This window comes from Flavobacterium sp., from assembly GCF_046153165.1.
Lineage (GTDB): Bacteria > Bacteroidota > Bacteroidia > Flavobacteriales > Flavobacteriaceae > Flavobacterium.
On the sequence record NZ_JBJXEN010000051.1, the window covers coordinates 24,777 to 46,640 of the forward strand.

Annotated in this window: 15 protein-coding genes and 1 tRNA gene; 6 read left to right on the forward strand and 10 right to left on the reverse strand. The window is 31.4% G+C overall.

Features of this window, described 5'->3' with window-relative positions; all coding sequences use genetic code 11:
- Nucleotides 1–127: 127 nt before the first annotated feature.
- From ACKVOV_RS06205 to rpe, 6 genes are all read left to right on the forward strand, one after another.
- Complete coding sequence (locus tag ACKVOV_RS06205; protein WP_409205893.1) at nucleotides 128–859, forward strand: hypothetical protein; 732 nt, start codon at nucleotides 128–130, stop codon at nucleotides 857–859.
- On the forward strand, nucleotides 859–3,633 hold the full coding sequence (locus tag ACKVOV_RS06210) for a TonB-dependent receptor domain-containing protein (RefSeq protein WP_409205894.1): 2,775 nt from the start codon (nucleotides 859–861) through the stop codon (nucleotides 3,631–3,633). The genes ACKVOV_RS06205 and ACKVOV_RS06210 overlap by 1 nt, the downstream gene beginning before the upstream one ends.
- A 6-nt stretch (nucleotides 3,634–3,639) precedes the next feature.
- Nucleotides 3,640–4,863, forward strand: coding sequence for a DUF4249 domain-containing protein (locus ACKVOV_RS06215; protein WP_409205895.1), 1,224 nt, complete (start codon nucleotides 3,640–3,642; stop codon nucleotides 4,861–4,863).
- The gene (locus ACKVOV_RS06220) at nucleotides 4,851–6,602 is read left to right on the forward strand and encodes a hypothetical protein (RefSeq protein ID WP_409205896.1); all 1,752 of its coding nucleotides are present in this window, start codon (nucleotides 4,851–4,853) and stop codon (nucleotides 6,600–6,602) included. Before ACKVOV_RS06215 ends, ACKVOV_RS06220 begins: the two co-directional genes overlap by 13 nt.
- Nucleotides 6,603–6,730: 128 nt before the next feature.
- Nucleotides 6,731–7,594: an RNA polymerase sigma factor RpoD/SigA gene (locus ACKVOV_RS06225; protein WP_409205897.1), complete on the forward strand. Its 864-nt coding sequence runs from the start codon at nucleotides 6,731–6,733 to the stop codon at nucleotides 7,592–7,594.
- A gap of 218 nt (nucleotides 7,595–7,812) precedes the next feature.
- Nucleotides 7,813–8,475 carry a ribulose-phosphate 3-epimerase gene (gene rpe, locus ACKVOV_RS06230; RefSeq protein ID WP_409205898.1) on the forward strand — a complete coding sequence of 221 codons (663 nt, stop codon included), beginning with the start codon at nucleotides 7,813–7,815 and terminating at the stop codon, nucleotides 8,473–8,475.
- Between the two features lie 82 nt (nucleotides 8,476–8,557).
- Here the strand turns inward: rpe and ACKVOV_RS06235 are convergent, their stop codons facing one another.
- The 10 genes from ACKVOV_RS06235 to murG form a co-directional block, all read right to left on the reverse strand.
- Nucleotides 8,558–9,865, reverse strand: coding sequence for a TolC family protein (locus ACKVOV_RS06235; RefSeq protein WP_409205899.1), 1,308 nt, complete (start codon nucleotides 9,863–9,865; stop codon nucleotides 8,558–8,560).
- 8 nt (nucleotides 9,866–9,873) lie between these two features.
- Complete coding sequence (locus ACKVOV_RS06240; protein ID WP_409205900.1) at nucleotides 9,874–12,960, reverse strand: efflux RND transporter permease subunit; 3,087 nt, start codon at nucleotides 12,958–12,960, stop codon at nucleotides 9,874–9,876.
- Nucleotides 12,961–12,985: 25 nt separating this feature from the next.
- Nucleotides 12,986–14,050 carry an efflux RND transporter periplasmic adaptor subunit gene (locus ACKVOV_RS06245; protein WP_409205901.1) on the reverse strand — a complete coding sequence of 355 codons (1,065 nt, stop codon included), beginning with the start codon at nucleotides 14,048–14,050 and terminating at the stop codon, nucleotides 12,986–12,988.
- A gap of 274 nt (nucleotides 14,051–14,324) precedes the next feature.
- Nucleotides 14,325–14,398 (reverse strand) — tRNA-Arg (locus tag ACKVOV_RS06250).
- 93 nt (nucleotides 14,399–14,491) lie between these two features.
- Complete coding sequence (locus ACKVOV_RS06255) at nucleotides 14,492–14,941, reverse strand: GatB/YqeY domain-containing protein (RefSeq protein WP_409205902.1); 450 nt, start codon at nucleotides 14,939–14,941, stop codon at nucleotides 14,492–14,494.
- 315 nt (nucleotides 14,942–15,256) lie between these two features.
- The gene (gene ftsZ, locus ACKVOV_RS06260; protein ID WP_409205903.1) at nucleotides 15,257–17,212 is read right to left on the reverse strand and encodes a cell division protein FtsZ; all 1,956 of its coding nucleotides are present in this window, start codon (nucleotides 17,210–17,212) and stop codon (nucleotides 15,257–15,259) included.
- 45 nt (nucleotides 17,213–17,257) lie between these two features.
- Nucleotides 17,258–18,631, reverse strand: coding sequence for a cell division protein FtsA (gene ftsA / locus ACKVOV_RS06265; protein WP_409205904.1), 1,374 nt, complete (start codon nucleotides 18,629–18,631; stop codon nucleotides 17,258–17,260).
- Nucleotides 18,632–18,639: 8 nt separating this feature from the next.
- Nucleotides 18,640–19,362 carry a cell division protein FtsQ/DivIB gene (locus tag ACKVOV_RS06270; protein ID WP_409205905.1) on the reverse strand — a complete coding sequence of 241 codons (723 nt, stop codon included), beginning with the start codon at nucleotides 19,360–19,362 and terminating at the stop codon, nucleotides 18,640–18,642.
- Nucleotides 19,352–20,698 carry a UDP-N-acetylmuramate--L-alanine ligase gene (gene murC / locus ACKVOV_RS06275; protein WP_409205906.1) on the reverse strand — a complete coding sequence of 449 codons (1,347 nt, stop codon included), beginning with the start codon at nucleotides 20,696–20,698 and terminating at the stop codon, nucleotides 19,352–19,354. Before murC ends, ACKVOV_RS06270 begins: the two co-directional genes overlap by 11 nt.
- Before the next feature lie 54 nt (nucleotides 20,699–20,752).
- Nucleotides 20,753–21,859, reverse strand: a complete 1,107-nt coding sequence (gene murG, locus ACKVOV_RS06280) for an undecaprenyldiphospho-muramoylpentapeptide beta-N-acetylglucosaminyltransferase (protein WP_409205907.1) — start codon at nucleotides 21,857–21,859, stop codon at nucleotides 20,753–20,755.
- Between the last annotated feature and the right edge of the window lie 5 nt (nucleotides 21,860–21,864).

The following is a 21,864-nucleotide window of genomic DNA, read 5'->3' on the forward strand; positions in this document are numbered from 1 at the left end:
TACTAAAGGTTTATTTATAGAAAATCCCGTTTCATTAATTTGAAACGGGATTTTTGTTTTTATTCCTTTTTTTGTAAGTATTTTTTGTATTTTTGAAAAATACTTAACATTTATAAAAAATTAATTCATGGTATCTAGTAAAATATCTATCCGAACATTATTAATAATCTTATGTTTTTTTAGTAGTATAGATATCCTATTTGCCCAAAAAAACAATAACGAAGCGCTGTATAATTGGTTTGATAGCGTAATTAGCAAAGAAAATTTAGCTATAAACAATGGCCCTTTACATATGAATTACGACAGAACACTAAATGGTCAAAATCGTTATCTGACTTCAAATAATTTCACAGTTGGCAGTTTAAATTATGACAATCAAGATTATTTTAATGTAAATATAAAATATGACATCTACCAAGATGAGTTAATTTTAAAACCATCAGATGAGTCTGACTATATAAGTATAAACTTGATTAAAGAAAATATAAAAAAATTTAAAATACATGACAAAAACTTTGTAAATCTTGATAATATATTACCTACTAAATTTTTAGAGGGATATTATGAAGAAAATTTAGTAGGCAAGTCATTTATTTTTTACATTAAGCATTATAAAGAAAATAAAGAATTACTTAAAGATAATGGTGTATTTATAGAATATTTTTATAAAAATAAATATATTATCTTTCATAAAAATAAATTTAATACGATAAATAATAAAAGTGAAATCGTTAAACAATTTCCTGATCAAAAAAGCAAGATAAATGATTTTTATGATCTAAATAAAGATTTAAAAAAAGAAAATGAACTAAGATTTATGGAGACTTTAATGAAATATATTAACAATTTGATACAATAATGAGAAAACTTACAATAGCATTTTTCTTCTTAATTATTAATCAATTAATCTATTCACAAGATAAAACTGAATTGATTACCATTGAGTACTCCAATATTAATAGGACTGAAATCATCAATAAAATCGAAGCTGTCTCTGCTTACAAGTTTTATTTTCAACAAGACTGGCTTGAAAATAATGTTTTAATATCTGGAATTTATAAAGACAAAACAATAAAAGAAATCTTAACAGAAATATTTGAAGATACAAATATTAATTTTTTTATTGATAAAAATAGAATTATTCTAACACAAAACAGTCTCATTTATGATAAACTACCTGATAACTATTTTGGAATAAAAACACTAAATTCAAACAATCAAACAAAATTGGCAAAACCAATTTTCTTTCAACAATATGATTCAATAAACAATTCTACTTTAGAAAATACTAAAGCTATGACTTTGGTTGGAAAAGAGTCTATAGAGCCCGAATCAAATTTATATACCCTCTCTGGATATATAAAAAATAGTAAAAACGGAGAGTTTTTATCAGATGTTATAATTACCGTTAAAAACACAAAAATCAGCGTAAGCACTAACAAAGACGGATATTACATTTTAAAACTTCCTGCAGGAATCAATATTATTGAAACTGAATCACTAAACCATAAAAAAGCAATCCGAAAACTTATGGTGTATAGTAATGGAAAACTAAATATAGAGATTTCCGAGAAAATAAATCAACTTAATGAAATAACTATAAAAGGAAAAAGAAAACAAAACATAAGAGCTGCCATTACTGGAGTAACAACGATTGATGCAGAAGGAATAAAAAACATACCGCTAGTTTTAGGTGAAAGAGATGTGCTAAAAGTAGCTTTAACAATTCCTGGGATAAAAACTGCTGGTGAGGGTTCAGCGGGTTTTAATGTTAGAGGCGGAAAAGAAGATCAGAATTTAATTCTTTTAGATAATGCTACAATATACAACCCTTCGCACTTTTTTGGTTTTTTCTCAGCAATAAATCCTTATACTGTAAACAAAGTGGATATTTATAAGGGTGGAATTCCATCTGAATTTGGAGGAAGATTATCTTCAGTTTTTGATATAACATCAAAAAACGGAAATCTTGATAAATTTTCGGGAGAAGGAGGAATAGGCCCAGTCACTAGCAATCTTACAGCTTCAATTCCTATAATAAAAACGAAATCTAGTCTCTTTATAGGGGGAAGAGCAACTTACTCTGGATGGATTTTAAGAAGCTTAAAAGATGAAAAATTAAAGAATAGTGAAGCTTCATTTTATGACTTATTTGCAAAATACAATCATAAAATAAATAAGAACAACTCAATAGAAACCACTTTATATTATAGTAAAGATGCGTATAGTATTACCTCTGATTCTTTATACAAATATAGCAATAGACTTGTATCTTTAAAATGGAAACATAATTTCAATGAAAGAAATAAAAGCGAGTTAAACATTACAAATAGTGAATACAAATTTGACATCGATTATGACTCAAATAATTTGAATGCATTTAATTTTGGCTATAAATTAAGTGAATCTCAAGCCATTTTAAAATTTAATTATCTTCCTAATAATAGCAAACATAAATTTACTTATGGAGTTTCAAGCAAATTATACAATATTGAGCCTGGTAATTTAACCCCTAAAAAGCAAGAATCATTGTTGATACCTGTAAATATAGACAAAGAAAAGGGGCTAGAATCTGCAGGATTTATATCAGACAATTATAAATTAACAAAGAAATTATTATTAGATTTAGGCGTTCGATATTCTGTATTTATGGCTTTGGGGAGATCGACACAAAAAATTTATAAAGAAGATTTTCCATTAAACGAAGCTACTGTTATTGAAGAGAAACAGTTTAACAATAACCAAATTATAAATACTTCAAGTGGATTTGAACCAAGAGTAGCATTGAGATATATGTTTAATGATGATTTCTCTATTAAAGCCGGTTATGATAAAACTTTTCAATACATACATTTATTATCAAGTAACACAACACAGTCACCAACGGATACTTGGAAACTATCCGATTTGAATGTAAAACCACAAAGCGGACAACAATTTTCGTTAGGGTTATTTAAAAATATTGAATATGAGGATTTAGAATTAAGTGCAGAAGGATATTATAAGAAGTCTAAAAATATCTTAGATTATAAAGTAGGTGCAAATCTACTTCTTAATGAAAATCTAGAAACCGAATTATTACAAGGAGAAGGAAAATCATATGGAATAGAGCTTCTAGTCAAAAAATCAGAAGGCCGATTAAATGGATGGCTAGGATATACATATTCTAGAGCATTTATAAAATTAGACAGTCAATTTAATGAAGAAAAGGTAAACAATGGGGAGTATTTTGCGACAAATTTTGACAAACCACATGATTTTAGTGCCGTTTTAAATTATAAATTTACTCAACGTTATAGTTTTTCTGCTAATTTTATATATCAAACTGGAAGACCTATAACCTATCCTATTGGAAAATATGTGTTTGGAAATGCCGAATACACATTATATAGTGACCGAAATAAGTTCAGAATCCCAGATTATTACAGATTAGATATTGGAATAAATATAGAAGGGAACCATAAAATAAAAAAACTAGCACATAGCTTCTGGAATATTTCTGTTTATAATCTTTTAGGAAGAAATAACCCATACTCTATATATTTTATAACGAAAGATGGTCAAGTAAAAGCTTATAAAACATCAATTTTTGGAATTCCAGTACCAACAATAACTTATAATTTTAAATTTTAATTAGTTATGAAAAAAACATTTTTAACCCAGCTCATTTTAGCGACAATAATTGTGTGTATCGTTGGTTGTACAGAGCCTTACGCTCTTCAAACAAATAGCTTTGAAGATGCAATTGTTGTAGAAGCAACCATAACTAACGAATTCAAAAAACAGGAAATAAAACTTTCTAGAACTTATCGTTTTGAAGAAAACGGCCCAAAGTTTGAAACATCAGCAATTGTTTATGTCATGGATAATTTAGGAAACAGGTATGATTTTGAAGAAAATAACGGTAAATATATTTCTACTTCAGAATTTCAAGCAATAGCTAACAGAAATTACCAATTACACATAACAACTAGTAATGGAAAATCATACAGTTCTCCTAACGAAAAACTAACAACTGTTAATGAAATACAAAATCTAACAACATCAGTTACAACAAAAGAAGGCATTCGTGGTGTTGAAATAAAGGTTAACAGTTTTGACCCTACAAACACATCAAAATATTATAGATATGAATACGATGAAACGTATAAAGTAATTGCCCCTCAATGGATAAACACAAAAGCTATCTCTCATTATTTTCCTTCTGGAACAACCCCTCCTGGAGAGGTCTTATTTGAAACAAGAACAACTGAAGCAAGGGTTTGTTTTTCAACTGAAAAATCAAACGATATCATTTTAACAAATACAAATAATTTATATGAAGATAGGGTAAATTATCCTGTGAGATTCATCAGTAGTAATAATCATATTTTAATGAATAGATATAGTATTTTAGTAAAACAATACGTTCAAGATCTTGAAGCTTATACTTTTTATGAAATATTAAAAAAAACATCTGGTTCAGGAAGTATTCTGTCACAAAATCAACCTGGCTATTTTTTAGGCAATGTGAAATCTGAAGACAACCCAAATGAAAAAGTTATTGGTTATTTTAACGTGTCATCTTATTCAGAAAAAAGAATCTTCTTTAATTATAATGATATTTTTCCAGGAGAACAACTACCCAAATACCCTTACAATTGTCCTGACATAACTGAAGATAATAAAGTAGAATATACTTTCGGTTTTTGTTTTGCTTATATTAATCCACATTGTTATGGAAACGAAATATTATCATGGATTTACAGTAGGAATAAAGTATATGCTGGATTTTACGGAGACGACTATGTCCTTTATCCTATACAATGTGGAGACTGCACATCATTTTCTAACAATATAAGACCTTCATTTTGGATAGACTAAAATACATAATAATAATAACTTTCTTATTAGGCCATCAAGAAGTAACTTTTGGACAAAACAAGAATTCTATTTCTGAATTAAATACCATTGATAAAAAAATTAATGAATCAATTTTCATTAATACAAATACCAATGTTTTTTTAACAGGCGAGACTTTGTTATACAAGCTATTCTGTTTGAACAATAATACCAACTCTGTTTCAATTTTTAGTAAAATTGCCTATGTTGAACTTGTAGACAGTAATAAGAAAAAAATATTCACGCAAAAACTATTTTTAGAAAAAGGAATAGGTTATGGAGATTTTTTTATCCCTACAACTTTAGAAACTGGAAACTACAAATTGATTGGCTATACTAATTGGATGTTAAATAAATCTAGTTTTGAATATTTCAATATTGACATATTTATTGTAAATCCTTATCAAATTAGTAATAATAATTTAGATAATAATATCCCAGAAAAAAACATTTACGAAACCCAAAAACAGACAGAAGAAACAACTAATAATATTTCTATTACCTCAAACAAAACAACATATTCAAATAGAGAAATTGTTAACTTAGAGATTAAATCAGATGTAATAGAAGAATCATTAAAAGGAAGCTACTCAATATCTGTAAGGAAAATTGATTCTTTTTCATTAAAAAAGAAAATAAATGTAATAGGTTTTATCAAATCGAAAATAAACACAAATACTGACAGTAATTTTAATAATGAAAATTTAATAATTCCTGAATTTAGAGGAGAAATTATTTCAGGCAAAATCACATCCAAATCAGGCAAAAGTAGTCTCGAAAATAAAAACATATCACTTTCAATACCTGGAAAAAATTATGCATTTAAAATTACCAAAACAAAAAAAAATGGCGAATTTATATTTAATTTAGAAAAGCCTTATCCTAGTAGCAATATTATTATTCAAATTATTGATTCTGATAATGAAAATTACAAAATTGAAATTAACAAAACCAGCCCTCCTGATTATTCTTCACTGATGTTTAGTGAATTACATTTAAAGCCTGGATTTAAAGACCTTATTGAAGAAAAAGCAATTGCAAGTCAGATTGAAAATGCTTATTACAACAGTAAAAAAGATAGTATAATAAATATTACGGAAACAAAAAAAATATATGATCCTTTATCAAAAGAATATATCCTTGATAATTACACAAGATTTCCTACACTTAAAGAAACGGTTGTAGAAATTGTTGATGGAATGTATTTCAAAAAAAGCAATAATAACTATACTTTACATCTATATGATTATGATGTGAATAGTGAATTACAAATACCCGCATTAGTAATAGTTGACGGGTTAATAATTCAAGATGTAAATGAACTTTTTCAACATAAAGCAGAGAATATTTACAAAATAAATATTGTAAAAGGTGGTTATTATTTCGGTTCAAAATTATTTAACGGACTCGTCGCATTCACAACAAAAAACTATGATTACGATAGTAAACTAAATGGCGATTTTATAATAAAACCTGAAATACTGAGACCTCTTGGTAAAAAAGAATATTTTCAACCAAATTATTCTATCAATAATAACTTAATTAGGACACCTGATTATAGACACCAATTACTATGGATACCAGAAGTAAAATTAGAAAATAAAGAACAAAACATCTCTTTTTTTACATCTGATATTATTGGCAAATTTGAAATAACACTTGAAGGATTTTCTGATGCAGGTATTCCTGTTTATACATCTACAATTATTGAAGTAAAATAAAAATTCCGTTTCATTAATTTGAAACGGGATTTTTGTTTAATTTTATTTTTTTATTCTTTTTTTGTAACTTTTTACAAACTCATTACGTATAACTACCGTACACTTATAAATTTTAAGGAGAAACAACAATGAGACAACTAAAAATTACCAAGCAGGTAACCAATCGTGAAACTGCATCGTTAGACAAATATTTACAAGAAATTGGAAAAGTAGATTTGATTACTGCCGATGAAGAGGTAGAATTGGCTCAAAGAATAAAAGCGGGAGATCAGCGTGCATTAGAAAAACTAACAAAAGCCAATCTACGTTTCGTAGTTTCGGTAGCAAAACAATACCAAAATCAAGGATTAACTCTTCCCGATTTAATTAATGAAGGAAATTTAGGTTTAATAAAAGCAGCGCAACGTTTTGACGAAACTCGTGGTTTCAAGTTTATCTCATACGCTGTATGGTGGATTCGTCAATCGATTCTTCAAGCACTAGCAGAGCAATCTCGTATTGTACGTTTGCCATTAAATAAAATTGGTTCTATCAACAAAATCAACAAGATGTACGCCTTATTAGAGCAATCTAACGAGCGTCCACCTTCTGCTGAAGAAATTGCTAAAGAACTTGACATGACTGTAAATGACGTAAAAGAGAGCATGAAAAACTCTGGACGTCACTTATCTATGGATGCTCCTTTAGTAGAAGGAGAAGATTCTAACCTTTACGACGTTTTACGTTCAGGAGAATCACCAAATCCTGACCGAGAATTAATTATCGAATCTTTACGCACAGAAATTGAGCGTTCTCTAGAAACACTAACGCCTCGTGAGGCCGATGTGGTTCGTTTGTATTTTGGTCTTGGAGATCAACACCCAATGACATTAGAAGAAATTGGAGAAACATTCGATCTTACTCGTGAGCGTGTACGTCAAATTAAAGAAAAAGCAATCCGCAGATTAAAACATACTTCAAGAAGCAAAATCTTGAAAACGTATTTAGGGTAATCCTAAAACCGATGACTAACAGTTTGATTAACTGTTCGTTTTTTGATTGATGATTGAAACTCCGGCTGATTACCGGAGTTTTGTTTTTTGCATTGCAAACAAAACTCCAGTCAGTTCGAGCTTTGCTCTCGGGTTCCAGAGTTTTATTTTTTATATTACCTTTGCATACACGAGGTTATAAGACCGAACTGACGAAGTAAACAATACAACTACATAAAATGAAAAACACACTTATCGCACCATCAGTACTAGCTGCCGATTTTGCTAACTTACAACGCGACATCGAAATGATTAATAATTCTGAAGCCGACTGGTTTCATATTGATATCATGGACGGTGTTTTTGTGCCTAATATTTCTTTTGGAATGCCAGTTCTAGAGGCTATTAACAAACATGCAAAAAAAACAATCGATGTTCACTTGATGATTGTAGATCCTGACCGATATATTAAAACTTTCAAGGATTTAGGAACCGATATTTTAACGGTGCATTATGAAGCTTGCACTCATTTACACAGAACTTTACAAGCCATTAAAGGAGAAGGAATGAAAGCTGGAGTTGCCCTAAATCCTCATACTAGCGTTACACTTTTAGAAGATGTTATTAATGACATTGATTTAGTTTGTATCATGAGCGTAAATCCAGGATTTGGCGGGCAATCATTTATCGAAAATACGTATAAGAAAATAAAACAACTCAAAGAAATCATCAACCGAAATGGAGCTTCAACCATTATTGAGATTGACGGAGGTGTAACCAATAAAAATGCCCGACAATTAGTAGAAGCTGGGGCTGATGTTTTGGTCGCTGGGAGCTATGTTTTTAAAGCAGAAAACCCAACACAAACTATTGCCGATTTGAAAAAAATCACAACAATATAACATATTTTCTTAAATGAACTTCAATGCCTTATATGGTTTAAAATTTCAAACCATATAAGGCATATAAGAAAATATAAGGTTTTTAAAACTTAATATTTCCCGTAATTTCTTTCAAAGCAACTTCTGAAATTTTAGCTTGAAACTTAGCGCTACTATTTCGTGCAATCGCATTTACGTAATTTTGTTGAGCACTTCGGAATTCTAATGTAGAAATAGTTCCTATTTTAAATTTATCTAACGTAATTTCTAAATTCTTTTTGGCTATTGCTTCATTATTCTCCTCTAATTTAGATAATTCAATATTTGTTAAATAAGTTTGAAAAGCCGTCGCTAATTGCGCACTCAGTATTTGCGATTGTTTTTCGATAACAATACTGGAATTTTCAATCTGAAGCTTGGCTATTTTTTCATTACGGGTCTGTTGAAATCCGTTAAATATATTTAATGATGCAGAAACTCCATAATTAAATCCTCGACTTGATGATTGCGAAGTAAATCCTAAACTCGATTCGGTTTCGTTAAACATATAACCAGTACTAATTTTAATTGTTGGATAGCGATTAGCTCGAACTTGTTTTAAATCTAATTCTGCAACTCTTTTATCAATTAAGGCCAATTGTAGTTGTGGATTTTGTTTTGTTGCTAATGAATTTAAATCAGAAAGAACTAATTTATCATCAACATCAACAGTTTCAATAACAGTAAAATTAGTAGAAACATCCCTAGCTAAAATTTGATTTAGCTGAATTTTTGTGTTTTCATACATTTCCTTTTGTCTTAAAAAATTTGTAGTATCTGTATTCATATCAACCTGAGCATTCAATACTTCTAACTTTGATGCTTTCCCAATTGTAAATCTATTCTCTGCTGTTTTTAGCCTTTGTTTAGATATGACGATAGTTGTATCCAATGCTTTTAATAATTGTTGTTGTTGTACCAAATCATAATATGCGGTCATAACATCGCCAACTTTAGTCAGAATTGTCATTTTTAGTGTTGTTTCTCCTTGTTTTTGCAATTCTTTCAATTGATCATAACGTGCAAACATTTTGAATCCATCAAAAACAGTCCAACCCAAAGTCACACCATAATTTAAATTATTATTTTTAGCATTATTTAATTCTTGAATTTCGCCAGTAGATCTTGTTTGTTTTGAATATTGAATGTTATTATTTTGAGTTAAAGTAGCGTCCAATTTTGGCAGCATTCCAGCATTTGCAATATTTACTCCAATCGAATCGACCTTTACTTCATTTGAAGCAATCCTAATATCATAATTATTCTTTAGTGCAATACCTACTGCATCTTCAATTTTTAAAACATCTTGGGCATAGATTGTTGAGGAGATGGTCACCAAAATTAGCGCCTGAAAAAATATTTTATAGTTCATATCCTTATTTATTTTTCATACTCATTAATATGGTCAAATTCTGGTCGGTGTTTTCGCTCTTTTGACCACATAAAATAAATAGATGGAATTACAAATAGCGTTAACATTAATGAAAATAATGTTCCTCCAACAATGACAACTCCCATTCCAATTCTACTAGTTGAAGCGGCTCCTAACGAAAGTGCAATTGGCAATGCTCCTAACGCAATGGCTAAACTGGTCATTAAAATTGGTCTTAAACGAGATTCTGAAGCTTCAATAATCGCTTCAAATTTAGGTCTTCCTTGTTCTCGCAACTGATTGGCAAATTCAACAATCAGAATACCATTTTTGGTTACTAAACCAATTAACATAATAGTTCCAATTTGGCTAAAAATATTCCAAGTCTGTCCAAACAACCATAAAGAGAATAATGCTCCAGCAACTGCCATTGGTACCGTTAAAATAATAATAAACGGGTCGATAAAGCTTTCGAATTGTGCTGCCAGAATTAAATAAATTAGCAATAAAGCTAAGCCAAAGGCAAAGGATGTATTTGAGCTACTTTCTACAAAATCACGTGATTCTCCGCTTAAATCGGTTGTAAAAGTATCGTCAAGTACTTTTGTTTTTATACGTTCCATAGCCTCGATTCCGTCACTAATACTTTTCCCTGGAGCTAAACCTGCAGAAACAGTAGCAGCCATATATCTATTGTTATGATACAATTGTGGAGGGCTACTTTGTTCTTCAATAGTCACTAAGTTATCCAACTGAATTAATTGCCCTTCTTTATTTTTTACAAAAATAGAAGTCAAATCCATAGGTGCATTTCGATCTTTTTTATCAAATTGCCCCATAACCTGATACTGCTTTCCATTTCTCATGAAATAACCAAAACGCTGTCCGCTTAATGAAAGCTGCAATGTTTGCGCTACATCAATTACCGAAACGCCTAAACTCTGTGCTTTCTCTCTGTCGATAGTAACATAAATCTCAGGTTTATTAAATTTTAGATTTACATCTGTGTTTGAAAATGTGGGATCTTGAGAAGCTTCATCCATAAATTGGGGTATTTTCTCTTGTAATTTTTTGAAGTTCGGTGCTTGTATAATATATTGAATTGGCATTCCTCCCCTTCTATTTACAGCAATCGTAGGCGATTCTGAAACCGAAACTTTAGCATCCGCATATTGTTTTGTCCATTTGGTTAATTTTTCAGCAATCTCTTTCTGTGATTTTTCTCTTTCTCCAGGTTGTAATAGTGAAATCCTAGCTCTTCCGCTATTTACTGATGATGAGCCAAATCCTGGCGAAGTTATAATTAAACTTACTTTTTTTTCTGGAATAGAATCATTTACTAATTGGGTTAATTCGTTCATGAATCGATCCATGTAATCGTAAGAAGCGCCTTCGGGAGCAGTTACATTGACACCAATAAAACTTCTATCATCGTAAGGAGCTGTTTCTTTTTGTATGATACCAAAAAATAAATATATTAATCCAAAACAGGCAATTAAAATTGGAAAACTCAACCATTTTTTTTTCATAAAACCCGTTAATGCTTCCGCATAGGTTGAATTCATTTTTTTAAAAAATGGCTCTGTTAAATTATAAAATTTTGATTTTTTTTGCTCTCCACCTTTCATCAAATATGCATTTAACATAGGTGTTAATGTTAGTGAGACAAAGGCTGATATTAAAACTGCTGCTCCAATAACGACCCCAAATTCACGGAATAATCTTCCAACGAAACCTTCTAGGAAAATCACAGGTAAAAATACGGCAGCTAACGTAATAGAAATTGAAATAACCGCAAAGAAAATTTCGTTAGATCCTTTGATAGCCGCTTCAATAGGTGACATCCCTTCTTCTACTTTCTTAAAAATATTTTCAGTAACCACAATTCCATCGTCTACCACCAATCCAGTAGCCAAAACAATGGCTAAAAGTGTCAATACATTTACCGAAAATCCGCATAAATACATGATGAAAAAAGTAGCAATCAAGGAAACAGGAATATCTATTAACGGTCGGAAAGCAATTGCCCAATCTCTAAAGAAAAGGTAGATAATTAAAACCACCAAAATAATAGACAGTAATAAAGTTTCTGCCACTTCAGTAACCGCTCTTTCTACAAAAACAGTATTATCAATGGCAATATTTAATTTAAAATCTTTAGGCAAGTCTTTCTTTAACTGGTCATATTGTTTGTAGAAAGCTTTTGCAATATCTAAGTAGTTTGTTCCAGGTTGCGGAATAATTGCTAAGCCTACCATGGGTTGTCCTGAATCAGAAAGTTTAGTTTCCAGATTTTCTGCTTCTAAAGTTGCTTTTCCAATATCGCTTAATCGAATAATTTTATCCCCTTCGGCACGAATAATAATGTTATTAAACTCTTCCTCTGTAGAAAGATTTCCGATAGTTTTAACGGTCAACTCTGTATTGGCTCCTGTTAATTTCCCAGAAGGTAACTCTACATTTTGTTTATTTAATGCTTCTCGAACTTCGGCTACAGTACAAGCATAAGAAGCTAATTTAACAGGATCTATCCACAAACGCATAGCATATTTTCGTTGCCCCCAAATTTGCACACTACTCACTCCTGGAATGGTTTGCAAACGTTGTGCGATAACATTATCTGCATAGTCCGAGAGCTCTAAGACATTCTTATTATCGCTCTGAACGGTCATGGTAATAATGGGTTCAGAATCCGCATCAGCTTTTGAGACTACTGGTGGCGCATCAATATCTTGTGGCAAAGTTCGAACGGCTTGTGATACTTTATCACGAACGTCATTTGCCGCTTCTTCTAAGTTTTTATCTAAATTAAATTCAATAGTAATATTACTACTTCCTTGATTGCTCGAAGAAGAAATATTTCTGATTCCATCGATAGAATTAATTGCTTTTTCTAGTGGCTCAGTAATCTGAGATTCGATAATATCAGCATTGGCACCAGAATAACTCGTTCTAACCGAAATTTGAGCCGGATCGATAGAAGGAAACTCTCGAACTCCTAAATAGGTATAACCTATTATTCCGAAGAGTATCAACATAAGGTTGAGTACAATCGTTAAAACAGGTCTTTTAATACTTAATGTGGATAAACTCATGGTTTTTTGATATTTTAGGTTTATCTTATTTTAAAGTCACTTTTACAGGTGAGTCATCTTTTAATGTCATCACGCCATTTGTTAAAACAGTATCTCCAGCTTTTAATCCTGAAATTACCAACACATTTTTATCTGTTCTAGCACCAGTTTCCACAATAACTTCTTTTGCTTTTCCATTTACAGCAATAAATACTTTCTTACCATTTTGAATTGGGATTAAAGCTTCTGTTGGAACCAGTAAAGCATCATTTATTTTTTCTAAAGGCAGTGCAATATTGGCAAATGTCCCAGGAATTAGTTTGCCTTCTGAATTTTGAGCAACTGCTCTCATTTTCAAGGTCCTTGTTGCTACTTCTATCTCAGGTTCGATAGCGTAAATTTTTGCAGTATAAATTTCTTTTGACCCAGAAACAGTAAATGACAGAGGCGAATTGACTTTCATTTTTGTTGCATATTTTTCTGGTATAGAAAATGTAATTTTGACTTGATTGGTATTAACTAATTTTGCAATAATTGTGGTTGGCGTAACGTAAGTTCCTTTAGAAATGGAACGCAATCCTATTTTTCCTGAAAAAGGTGCTCGAACAGTTGTTTTAGCAATTTGCGCCTGAATTAGTTGAGTTTGTGCTTGGGCAGAACGAAAATCGGCACTAGCAATGTCATATTCTTCTTGACTAATGGCCTCTTTTTGAAGTAAAAGCCTGGCTCTTCGCTCATTTTCTGAAGCTAATGTTTGCCTAGTTTTTGCTTGCGAAAGTTGTGCTCTCAATTCGATATCATTAATTTTGAAAAGCATTTGCCCTTTACTGACAAGTGTTCCTTCATCAAAATTAATACTTTCCACAACACCCGAAACTTCACTACGAACTTCAATTTGCTCATTAGCATCTATAGAACCAGAAAGCGAAAGATTATCTGAAAATACTTGAGGTTTTAAGACAATTCCAGTTACTTTTGCTGGTTTTTTATCTCCACCTCCTTTTCCTTTTCCTCCTTCGTCTTCTTTTGATTTATTTTCTGAAATGCGGTAAAAAATCATTCCACCTAATATTATTGCTAATAATAGGAATACAATATTCTTTAATTTCATAATGGATTGTTTGTAATGTTATTGCAACTTGTAAGATATAACAAAAATAATTTTTAATATTCATTTCTCTAAATGATTACAGTTTATTTAACAATAATTTCAGAAATAGATTCTTTATAATGTTACTTGTTATTTTTTTGTTGAATATAAAATATTTAATCTGGGTGATTCATTAATTTTGTTAAGATTGTTTCCTAAAAGGAATTAAATTTAAAAAAGAAATAGTTCAAAAAATCAAGCAATTTGACTTTTTTGAACTATTTCTTTTTCTATGTGACCACGAAGGGATTCGAACCCCCAACCCTCAGAGCCGAAATCTGATATTCTATCCAGTTGAACTACGCAGCCAATGTTTTTAGATTGTTATGCTCATTAGAAAATTAAACTTATTAGATGATTAAAATTCTAAAAGGTCTAATTTTCTAATAAGTCTAAGTAGTCCTAAACCAATAGTTTCTTTACAATACTAGAAATTATTTTTCCTTCCGCTTGACCTCCAATTTGTGCCGATGCTAATCCCATAACTTTTCCCATTGCTGCTATTCCCGAAGCATTTGTTTCTGCAATAATTTTAGTAATGATAGCTTCTACTTCTTCTTCTGATAGTTGTGCTGGTAAGAATTTTTCGATTACTGCTATTTGTGCTAATTCTGGCTCAGCAAGGTCTGGACGATTTTGTTCTGTGAAAATTGCCGCACTGTCTTTACGCATTTTTACTAATTTTTGTAAAATCTTAATTTCGTCTGCTTCAGTGATTTCTTCTTTGCTTCCTGATGCTGTTTGTGCTAATAATATTTCCGATTTGATGGCGCGAAGTGCTTCTAGTGCAATAGTATCTTTTGCTCTCATTGCCGTTTTCATTTCGTCCATTATGTGTACAGATAAACTCATTTTTTGTATGTTTTTATGTTATTTTTATTTTCGATTAGTCTCGAAAGTTTGTTTTGCCCCTGATGGAAATGGTAAGCCTTTTTGAGAAAAAATGTATTTTTTCTTGAAGCAGAAAAGCGACCAAAGGAAGCTCTTTCTGGTTTGTAGAAAAAAATATTTTGCAAAAAAAGCTTACAATGTACAGCAGGATTAGGCACTGCAAATTTAGTGAAAATAAACTCAATATTCAAGCGATTGCTTCGTTCCCGCAATGACAAAAAAATAACCCGAAAAATCGCAAGAAATTTCGGGTTACAAGGGTTTGGTTTGAGTTAGTTAATCGACGTTATCGTGAAGGAACGAATTATTAGATCGCAACTGAATATCATCGTTACTATCTGTTCCTAAAGACATACGCGATCTACTGTTGTCTATAGAATTGTTCGAAATGTCGATTCCCATACGTTTGTATGCTGGTTCTTTCTCGAACTCATCTACTTTTGATGCGTTATTATGAAATTTATAATTAAACTCTTTCATCTTGCGACGACGCTCTTCTGCTCTAAATTTCAAAGAATCTTCGATAGACATTTCTAACGGAGAAATTTCATTTGGTTGATTTTGAGTTGTGTTTTGTGGTATTTCCACTTGCGTCATCGTAATATTTAATTCGGTTGGAATAGTCTCTATTATAATATTATCAGCTTTTTTTGCTTCAAATAATTGGTTCTCTATTTCCATATATTCTTCGAGCGAATGCTTAATAACTCCGTTTTGAGTTACTTCTGTCACTGGCACAAATTCTACCGCTTCGTTTACTTTGATGTCTTTTATTTCGTTTGTTAAATCGAATATTAATCTATCTGTATTTACAGTTTCATGGGCTTTTTGTATTGGCAAGTCGAATGTAAATGTGATTTGTTCTTGTTCTTTTACTACAAATTGCGGGTCGATTACTTCGATTTCTTTTACTTCTGATGAAGTAAAATAGAAATCATTGACATCGATTGTTTTAGATGAAACTACTTCGAAAGTAACGTCTAAATTCTTGATTAATTCTGTTGTTGGAACTAAATCCATTGTAAAATAGGTCTCAACAGGATTTTTAGTTTCTGTTTCTAAAGAAAATACTATTTTTTCTTCTGCAACAGGAGTTTGAATAATTTTTGCTTCTTCTGAAATTGCATTTGACGAAAAATCAAACCCTTGTGATTGGTATTTTTGTGTTAAATCACGAACAATTTTTTGATCATCTTCTAATGCATGAATTATTTTTTTAGGTTCTGTATTTACAATTTCATTTTGCTGTTCTACACAAAATCCTGTAGCAATAATAGTTACTGCAATTTTATCTCCAAGCTCTTCTTCTTCACCAACACCCATAATAATATTAGCATTGTGTCCAGCTTCAGCTTGAATATAATCATTTATTTCTCCTATCTCATCGATAGTAATTTCATTAGTTCCAGAAACGATAAGCAACAATACATTTTTGGCTCCAGCTATTTTATTATCATTTAATAATGGTGAATCTAATGCAGAAACAATAGCTTCTTTGGCTCTATTTTCACCTTCGGCAGTAGCAGAACCCATAATAGCTGTTCCTGAATTTGACAATACAGTTTTAGCGTCTTTTAAATCGATATTTTGAGTATAGTGATGCGTAATTACTTCGGCTATTCCGCGAGATGCAGTTGCTAAAACTTCATCAGCTTTAGAAAATCCAGCTTTGAAACCGAGATTACCATATACTTCTCTCAATTTATTATTATTGATAACAATAAGAGAATCTACTTGTTTTCTTAGTTTTTCGACACCCAAAAGCGCTTGTTCGATACGCACTTTTCCTTCAAATTGAAAAGGAATAGTTACAATACCAACAGTAAGAATATCTCTTTCTCTTGCCAATTGTGCAATTACTGGTGCAGCACCAGTTCCAGTTCCGCCACCCATACCAGCTGTGATAAAAATCATTTTGGTATTTCCGTCTAACATTTTCTCGATGTCCTCGATACTTTCAAGCGCAGATTGCTGACCTACATCAGGATTTGCTCCAGCTCCCATACCTTCAGTTAGGTTTACACCTAATTGAATTTTGTTAGGCACTGGACTGTTATCCAAGGCTTGTGAGTCGGTATTACAAACGATAAAATCAACACCTTTTATCCCTTGTTTAAACATGTGATTAATTGCATTGCTTCCGCCTCCACCTACACCTATTACTTTAATAACATTTGATTGGTTTTTTGGTAAATCAAATGAAATACTTCCAAATTCTGAGTTGCTTTCCATACTATTGGTTTTTATTTATGCTTTATATTATATTGACAATTTCGATTACTCGGCATTATCTAAAAAATCTTTAATTTTATCTATATACTTGTCGAAAAATGATTTACGAATCATTTTTTCAGTCGATTTTGAATCTGCTTTTGTTTCTTCAAAAACTTTCTCAGCTTCTTGTTGTATTTCAACTTGTTCTGCAATAGTTGGTTTCTGTATCAGAACTGGCTCAGGAATGAAATTATCCTGTGGCACAGCACTTATCGTATTATTACGAATACTGTTCATAACCAATCCAACGGCAGTTGCATACAAGGGACTTGATATCTCTTCGCTAGAATTTCCTGCTAAATGCTCGTTTGGATATCCTATTCGAGTATCCATCCCTGTAATATATTCTACCAGTTGTTTGATATGATTCAATTGTGAACCGCCACCAGTTAATACAATTCCTGCAATTAATTTTTTGCGTGGATCCTCATGTCCATATATTTTAATCTCAGCGTACACTTGTTCAATAATTTCTACAACACGTGCATGGATTATTTTTGACAAGTTTTTTAATGATATTTCTTTTGGGTCCCTACCTCTTAATCCCGGAATTGAAACAATTTCGTTGTCTTTATTTTCTCCAGGCCAGGCAGAACCAAATTTTGTTTTTAATAATTCAGCTTGTTTTTCAATAATAGAACAACCTTCTTTAATATCCTCAGTTATTACATTTCCTCCAAAAGGCACTACTGCTGTGTGGCGAATAATTCCGTCTTTGAAAATAGCTAAATCTGTTGTTCCTCCACCTATATCAATTAAAGCTACACCTGCTTCTTTTTCTTCTTGACTTAAAACAGCATCTGCCGAGGCTAACGGTTCTAATGTTAATCCAGATAAATCTAAACCTGAACTTTTTATACAGCGACCTACATTTCTGATAGACGATGCTTGCCCAACAACTACATGAAAACTACTTTCTAGTCTTCCGCCGTACATTCCAATAGGCTCTTTTATTTCAGATTGTCCGTCAATTTTAAATTCTTGTGGCAATACATGAATAATTTCCTCACCAGGCAACATCGCCAGTTTTTGAACCTGATTAATTAAAACATCAATATCGTGTTCACTAATTACTTCTTCTGGATTACTTCTTGAAATATAATCGCTATGCTGAATACTACGAATATGTTGACCTGCTATTCCTACTACAACATCTTTTATTTTATAACCAGAATCTGCGTCTGCTAAACTGATAGCTTCTTGTATAGATTGTATGGTTTGTGTGATGTTATTTACGACACCGCGAGCCACACCGAGACTTTTAGATTTTCCAACACCTAAAATTTCTAGCTTTCCGTACTCATTTTTCTTGCCTATCATAGCTACAATCTTTGTTGTACCTATATCCAGTCCTACTGCTATATTCTCTCTTTCCATACTCATAATTATTTAGTACAAACTACTTGTTTTGTAAACTTCAGATTAATCTTCTTATAAGAATTTATCAAAGTATCTTGTACTGCTTTTTGAAAAAATGCTTTATAATTATTAAATTTTCTTTCCATATAAATGGTTCTTCCGAAAACTATATCGTAATTATAATCTCTATTTTTCATTACAATGCTACCATCGGACGAAATTTTCATTCCGATAATGTTTTTTTTCAAAAAATCATCGTTATAAATTTCTTGTAATAGCTCAACAAAATTCTTGCTATAACGATTGTTAAAATCGCCATAAACAAGCGGAACTCTTGCCGTAAAATTACTCGAAAGAGGCATCTTACCTCCTTTATAATCAATATAAAAGGAAGTATTCCCGTTAAAAACTCTAGCGATTGGGGTCTTTTGTTTTATAACAGCTTTTAGCTTTCCATCGACACTCAAAAAGACCTCAGACTTTTCGATTAAGTCGTGTTTATTGATGGTTTGCTCAATATTTTTCAAATTTACCCTATCTTTTTGGATACTGAAAGTACCCCCAAAATTATCTATCAACAAGTTATTAACCATTTCATGGGTTACAAACGGGCTTTCTGAATTTAAAAATTCGATTGTTGGTTTCGAAATTTTTCTGTGTTCATTTCTTTTTGAAGTAAATGAATACAAAAAAACCACCAAAGCAAGAATAGCAATTAATTGAATATTTAAAATTAAATTATTTCGCATCTAATTCTTTTTTAATATTTGAAATCATTTCTCCAATATCTCCCGCTCCAATAGTAACGATTACTGATGCATCTGATTTTTTTAATAACGAAATTAATTCTGTTTTTTGTACTAATTTTTTATTTTTATTTTCAATTTTACCTAACAACCATTCTGAAGTAATTCCCTCCATTGGTAATTCTCTCGCTGGATAAATATCTAGCAACAAAATTTCATCAAATTGCGATAAACTTTTAGCAAAATCATCGGCAAAATCTTTGGTTCTACTAAACAAATGTGGCTGAAAAACAGCTAAAACTTTTTGATTAGAATACAACTCCCGAACAGCTTGATGCACAGCATTTATTTCTGTTGGATGATGTGCATAATCATCTATATAAACGAACTCTGGCTTTCTGATTTGGAAAGAAAAACGACGTTTAACTCCTTTGAATGTTGCTAATGCTTTAGCAATAGATTCGGTTGGGGTTCCGAAAGTTCGAGCCATTGCCAAAGCAAGCAACGCGTTTGTAAGATTATGTTTTCCAGGTAATCCGAATTTCAAATCTTTTATATTTTCAGTTGGTGTTTTTACATCAAAAACATACCAACCATTTTCAATTCTTATATTGTGGGCTACGAATTTAGAATCATCGTTTACACCAACAGTTATCCCTTCTAAAGGCAAACCATTTATCACAAAAAGATTGTCTTTATCTTCTACTTTATCCGCAAACTCCTTAAAAGAAGCTTTTATTGCAGCATCATCTCCATAAATATCTAAATGATCTGCATCCATCGATGTTACACAGGCAATATTTGGATGCAAATGCAAGAACGAACGATCAAACTCATCAGCTTCGACTACTGTTACAGTTTTTCCAGAACCTATAAGATTTGAATTGTAATTTTCTACAATTCCTCCAATAAATGCCGTAACATCTGCACCGCTTTCGAATAAAATATGTCCTAAAATACTTGAAGTCGTTGTTTTACCGTGAGTTCCAGCAACTGCTAAACAAAAAGTGTCTTTAGTAATTATTCCTAAAACTTCGGCACGTTTTTTTACATGATAATTTCTTTCTAGAAAATAATTCCATTCCGAATGATGTGTAGGTACGGCTGGAGTTATGATTACTAAGGTATTTTCTACAAAATAGTCTTTTGGAATCAAATCGATACTATCTTCAAAATGAATGGCAATACCACTTTCTATTAACTCTGCCGTTAAGGTTGATGGAGTTTTGTCATAACCAGATACGTTTTTACCAATAAATTTGAAATAGCGAGCAAGCGCACTCATTCCGATGCCTCCGATTCCGATGAAATAGACGTTATTTATTTGGTTTAAATTCATTTTTTATTTTAGTCTTAATGGTCATAAAGTTGCAAGTCGTAAAGTCGTTTGACCTTAAGAATTTTGGCTTTCGACTAATTTTATAATTTCGTCAACTATATCTTTTGTTGCATTTGGCAAAGCCAACTGCTTTATATTTTTACTCAAATCTTCTTGTTTCCCTTTGTCTTTTAACAACGCTTCGAAAATGATTTTAAATTCAGAATCTAATTCTGCTTCTTTTAGTAAAATTGCTCCATGCTTATCAACAATCGCTTGTGCATTCTTGGTTTGATGATCTTCAGAAACATTAGGTGATGGAATAAAAATTACTGGCTTCCCTACAATTGCTAATTCTGATACCGATGATGCTCCTGAACGAGAAATTACTACATCTGCTGCAGCATAAACCAAATCCATTCTATCTATAAATGATAAAACCTGCACATTTTCTTTGTCTGAAAAATGTTTGTATTCATCAAAATACAATTTGCCACATTGCCAAATAATTTGAATATTTAGTGACAATAACCAATCGATTTCTTTTGCAATTAACTGGTTAATTCTTCTTGCTCCAAGGCTTCCACCAAGTATTAATATTGTTTTTTTATTTGTATCTAATTTAAAATAATCAATCGCTTCATTTCTTTTACTATCAACCGAAATTAAATCTTGGCGAACAGGATTTCCTGTAAGAATCATGTTCTCTTTTGGGAAAAATCGTTCTAAATTCTCATACGCGACACAAATCCTATTTGCCTTTTTGCTTAATAATTTATTAGTAATTCCAGGATAAGAATTTTGCTCCTGAATCACTGTTGCTATTCCCAACATAGAAGCTACTTTAAGTACTGCTCCACTTGCAAAACCTCCTGTTCCTATTACAACATCAGGTTTAAATTGCTTTACGATTGCAAATGACTTGACCAAACTTGACAACAATTTAAATGGAAACATAGCGTTTTGCAAGGTGAGTTTTCTTTGTATTCCTGCAATCCATAATCCTTTTATATCATAACCCGCTTGCGGTACTTTTTGCATTTCCATTTTGTCTTGCGCTCCTACAAAAAGAATTTTACAATCAGGAAAACGAGATTTTAACTCATTCGCAATTGCTATTGCAGGATAGATATGACCTCCTGTTCCACCACCACTTAATATGAATTTTAGATTTGTTTTCATTATTT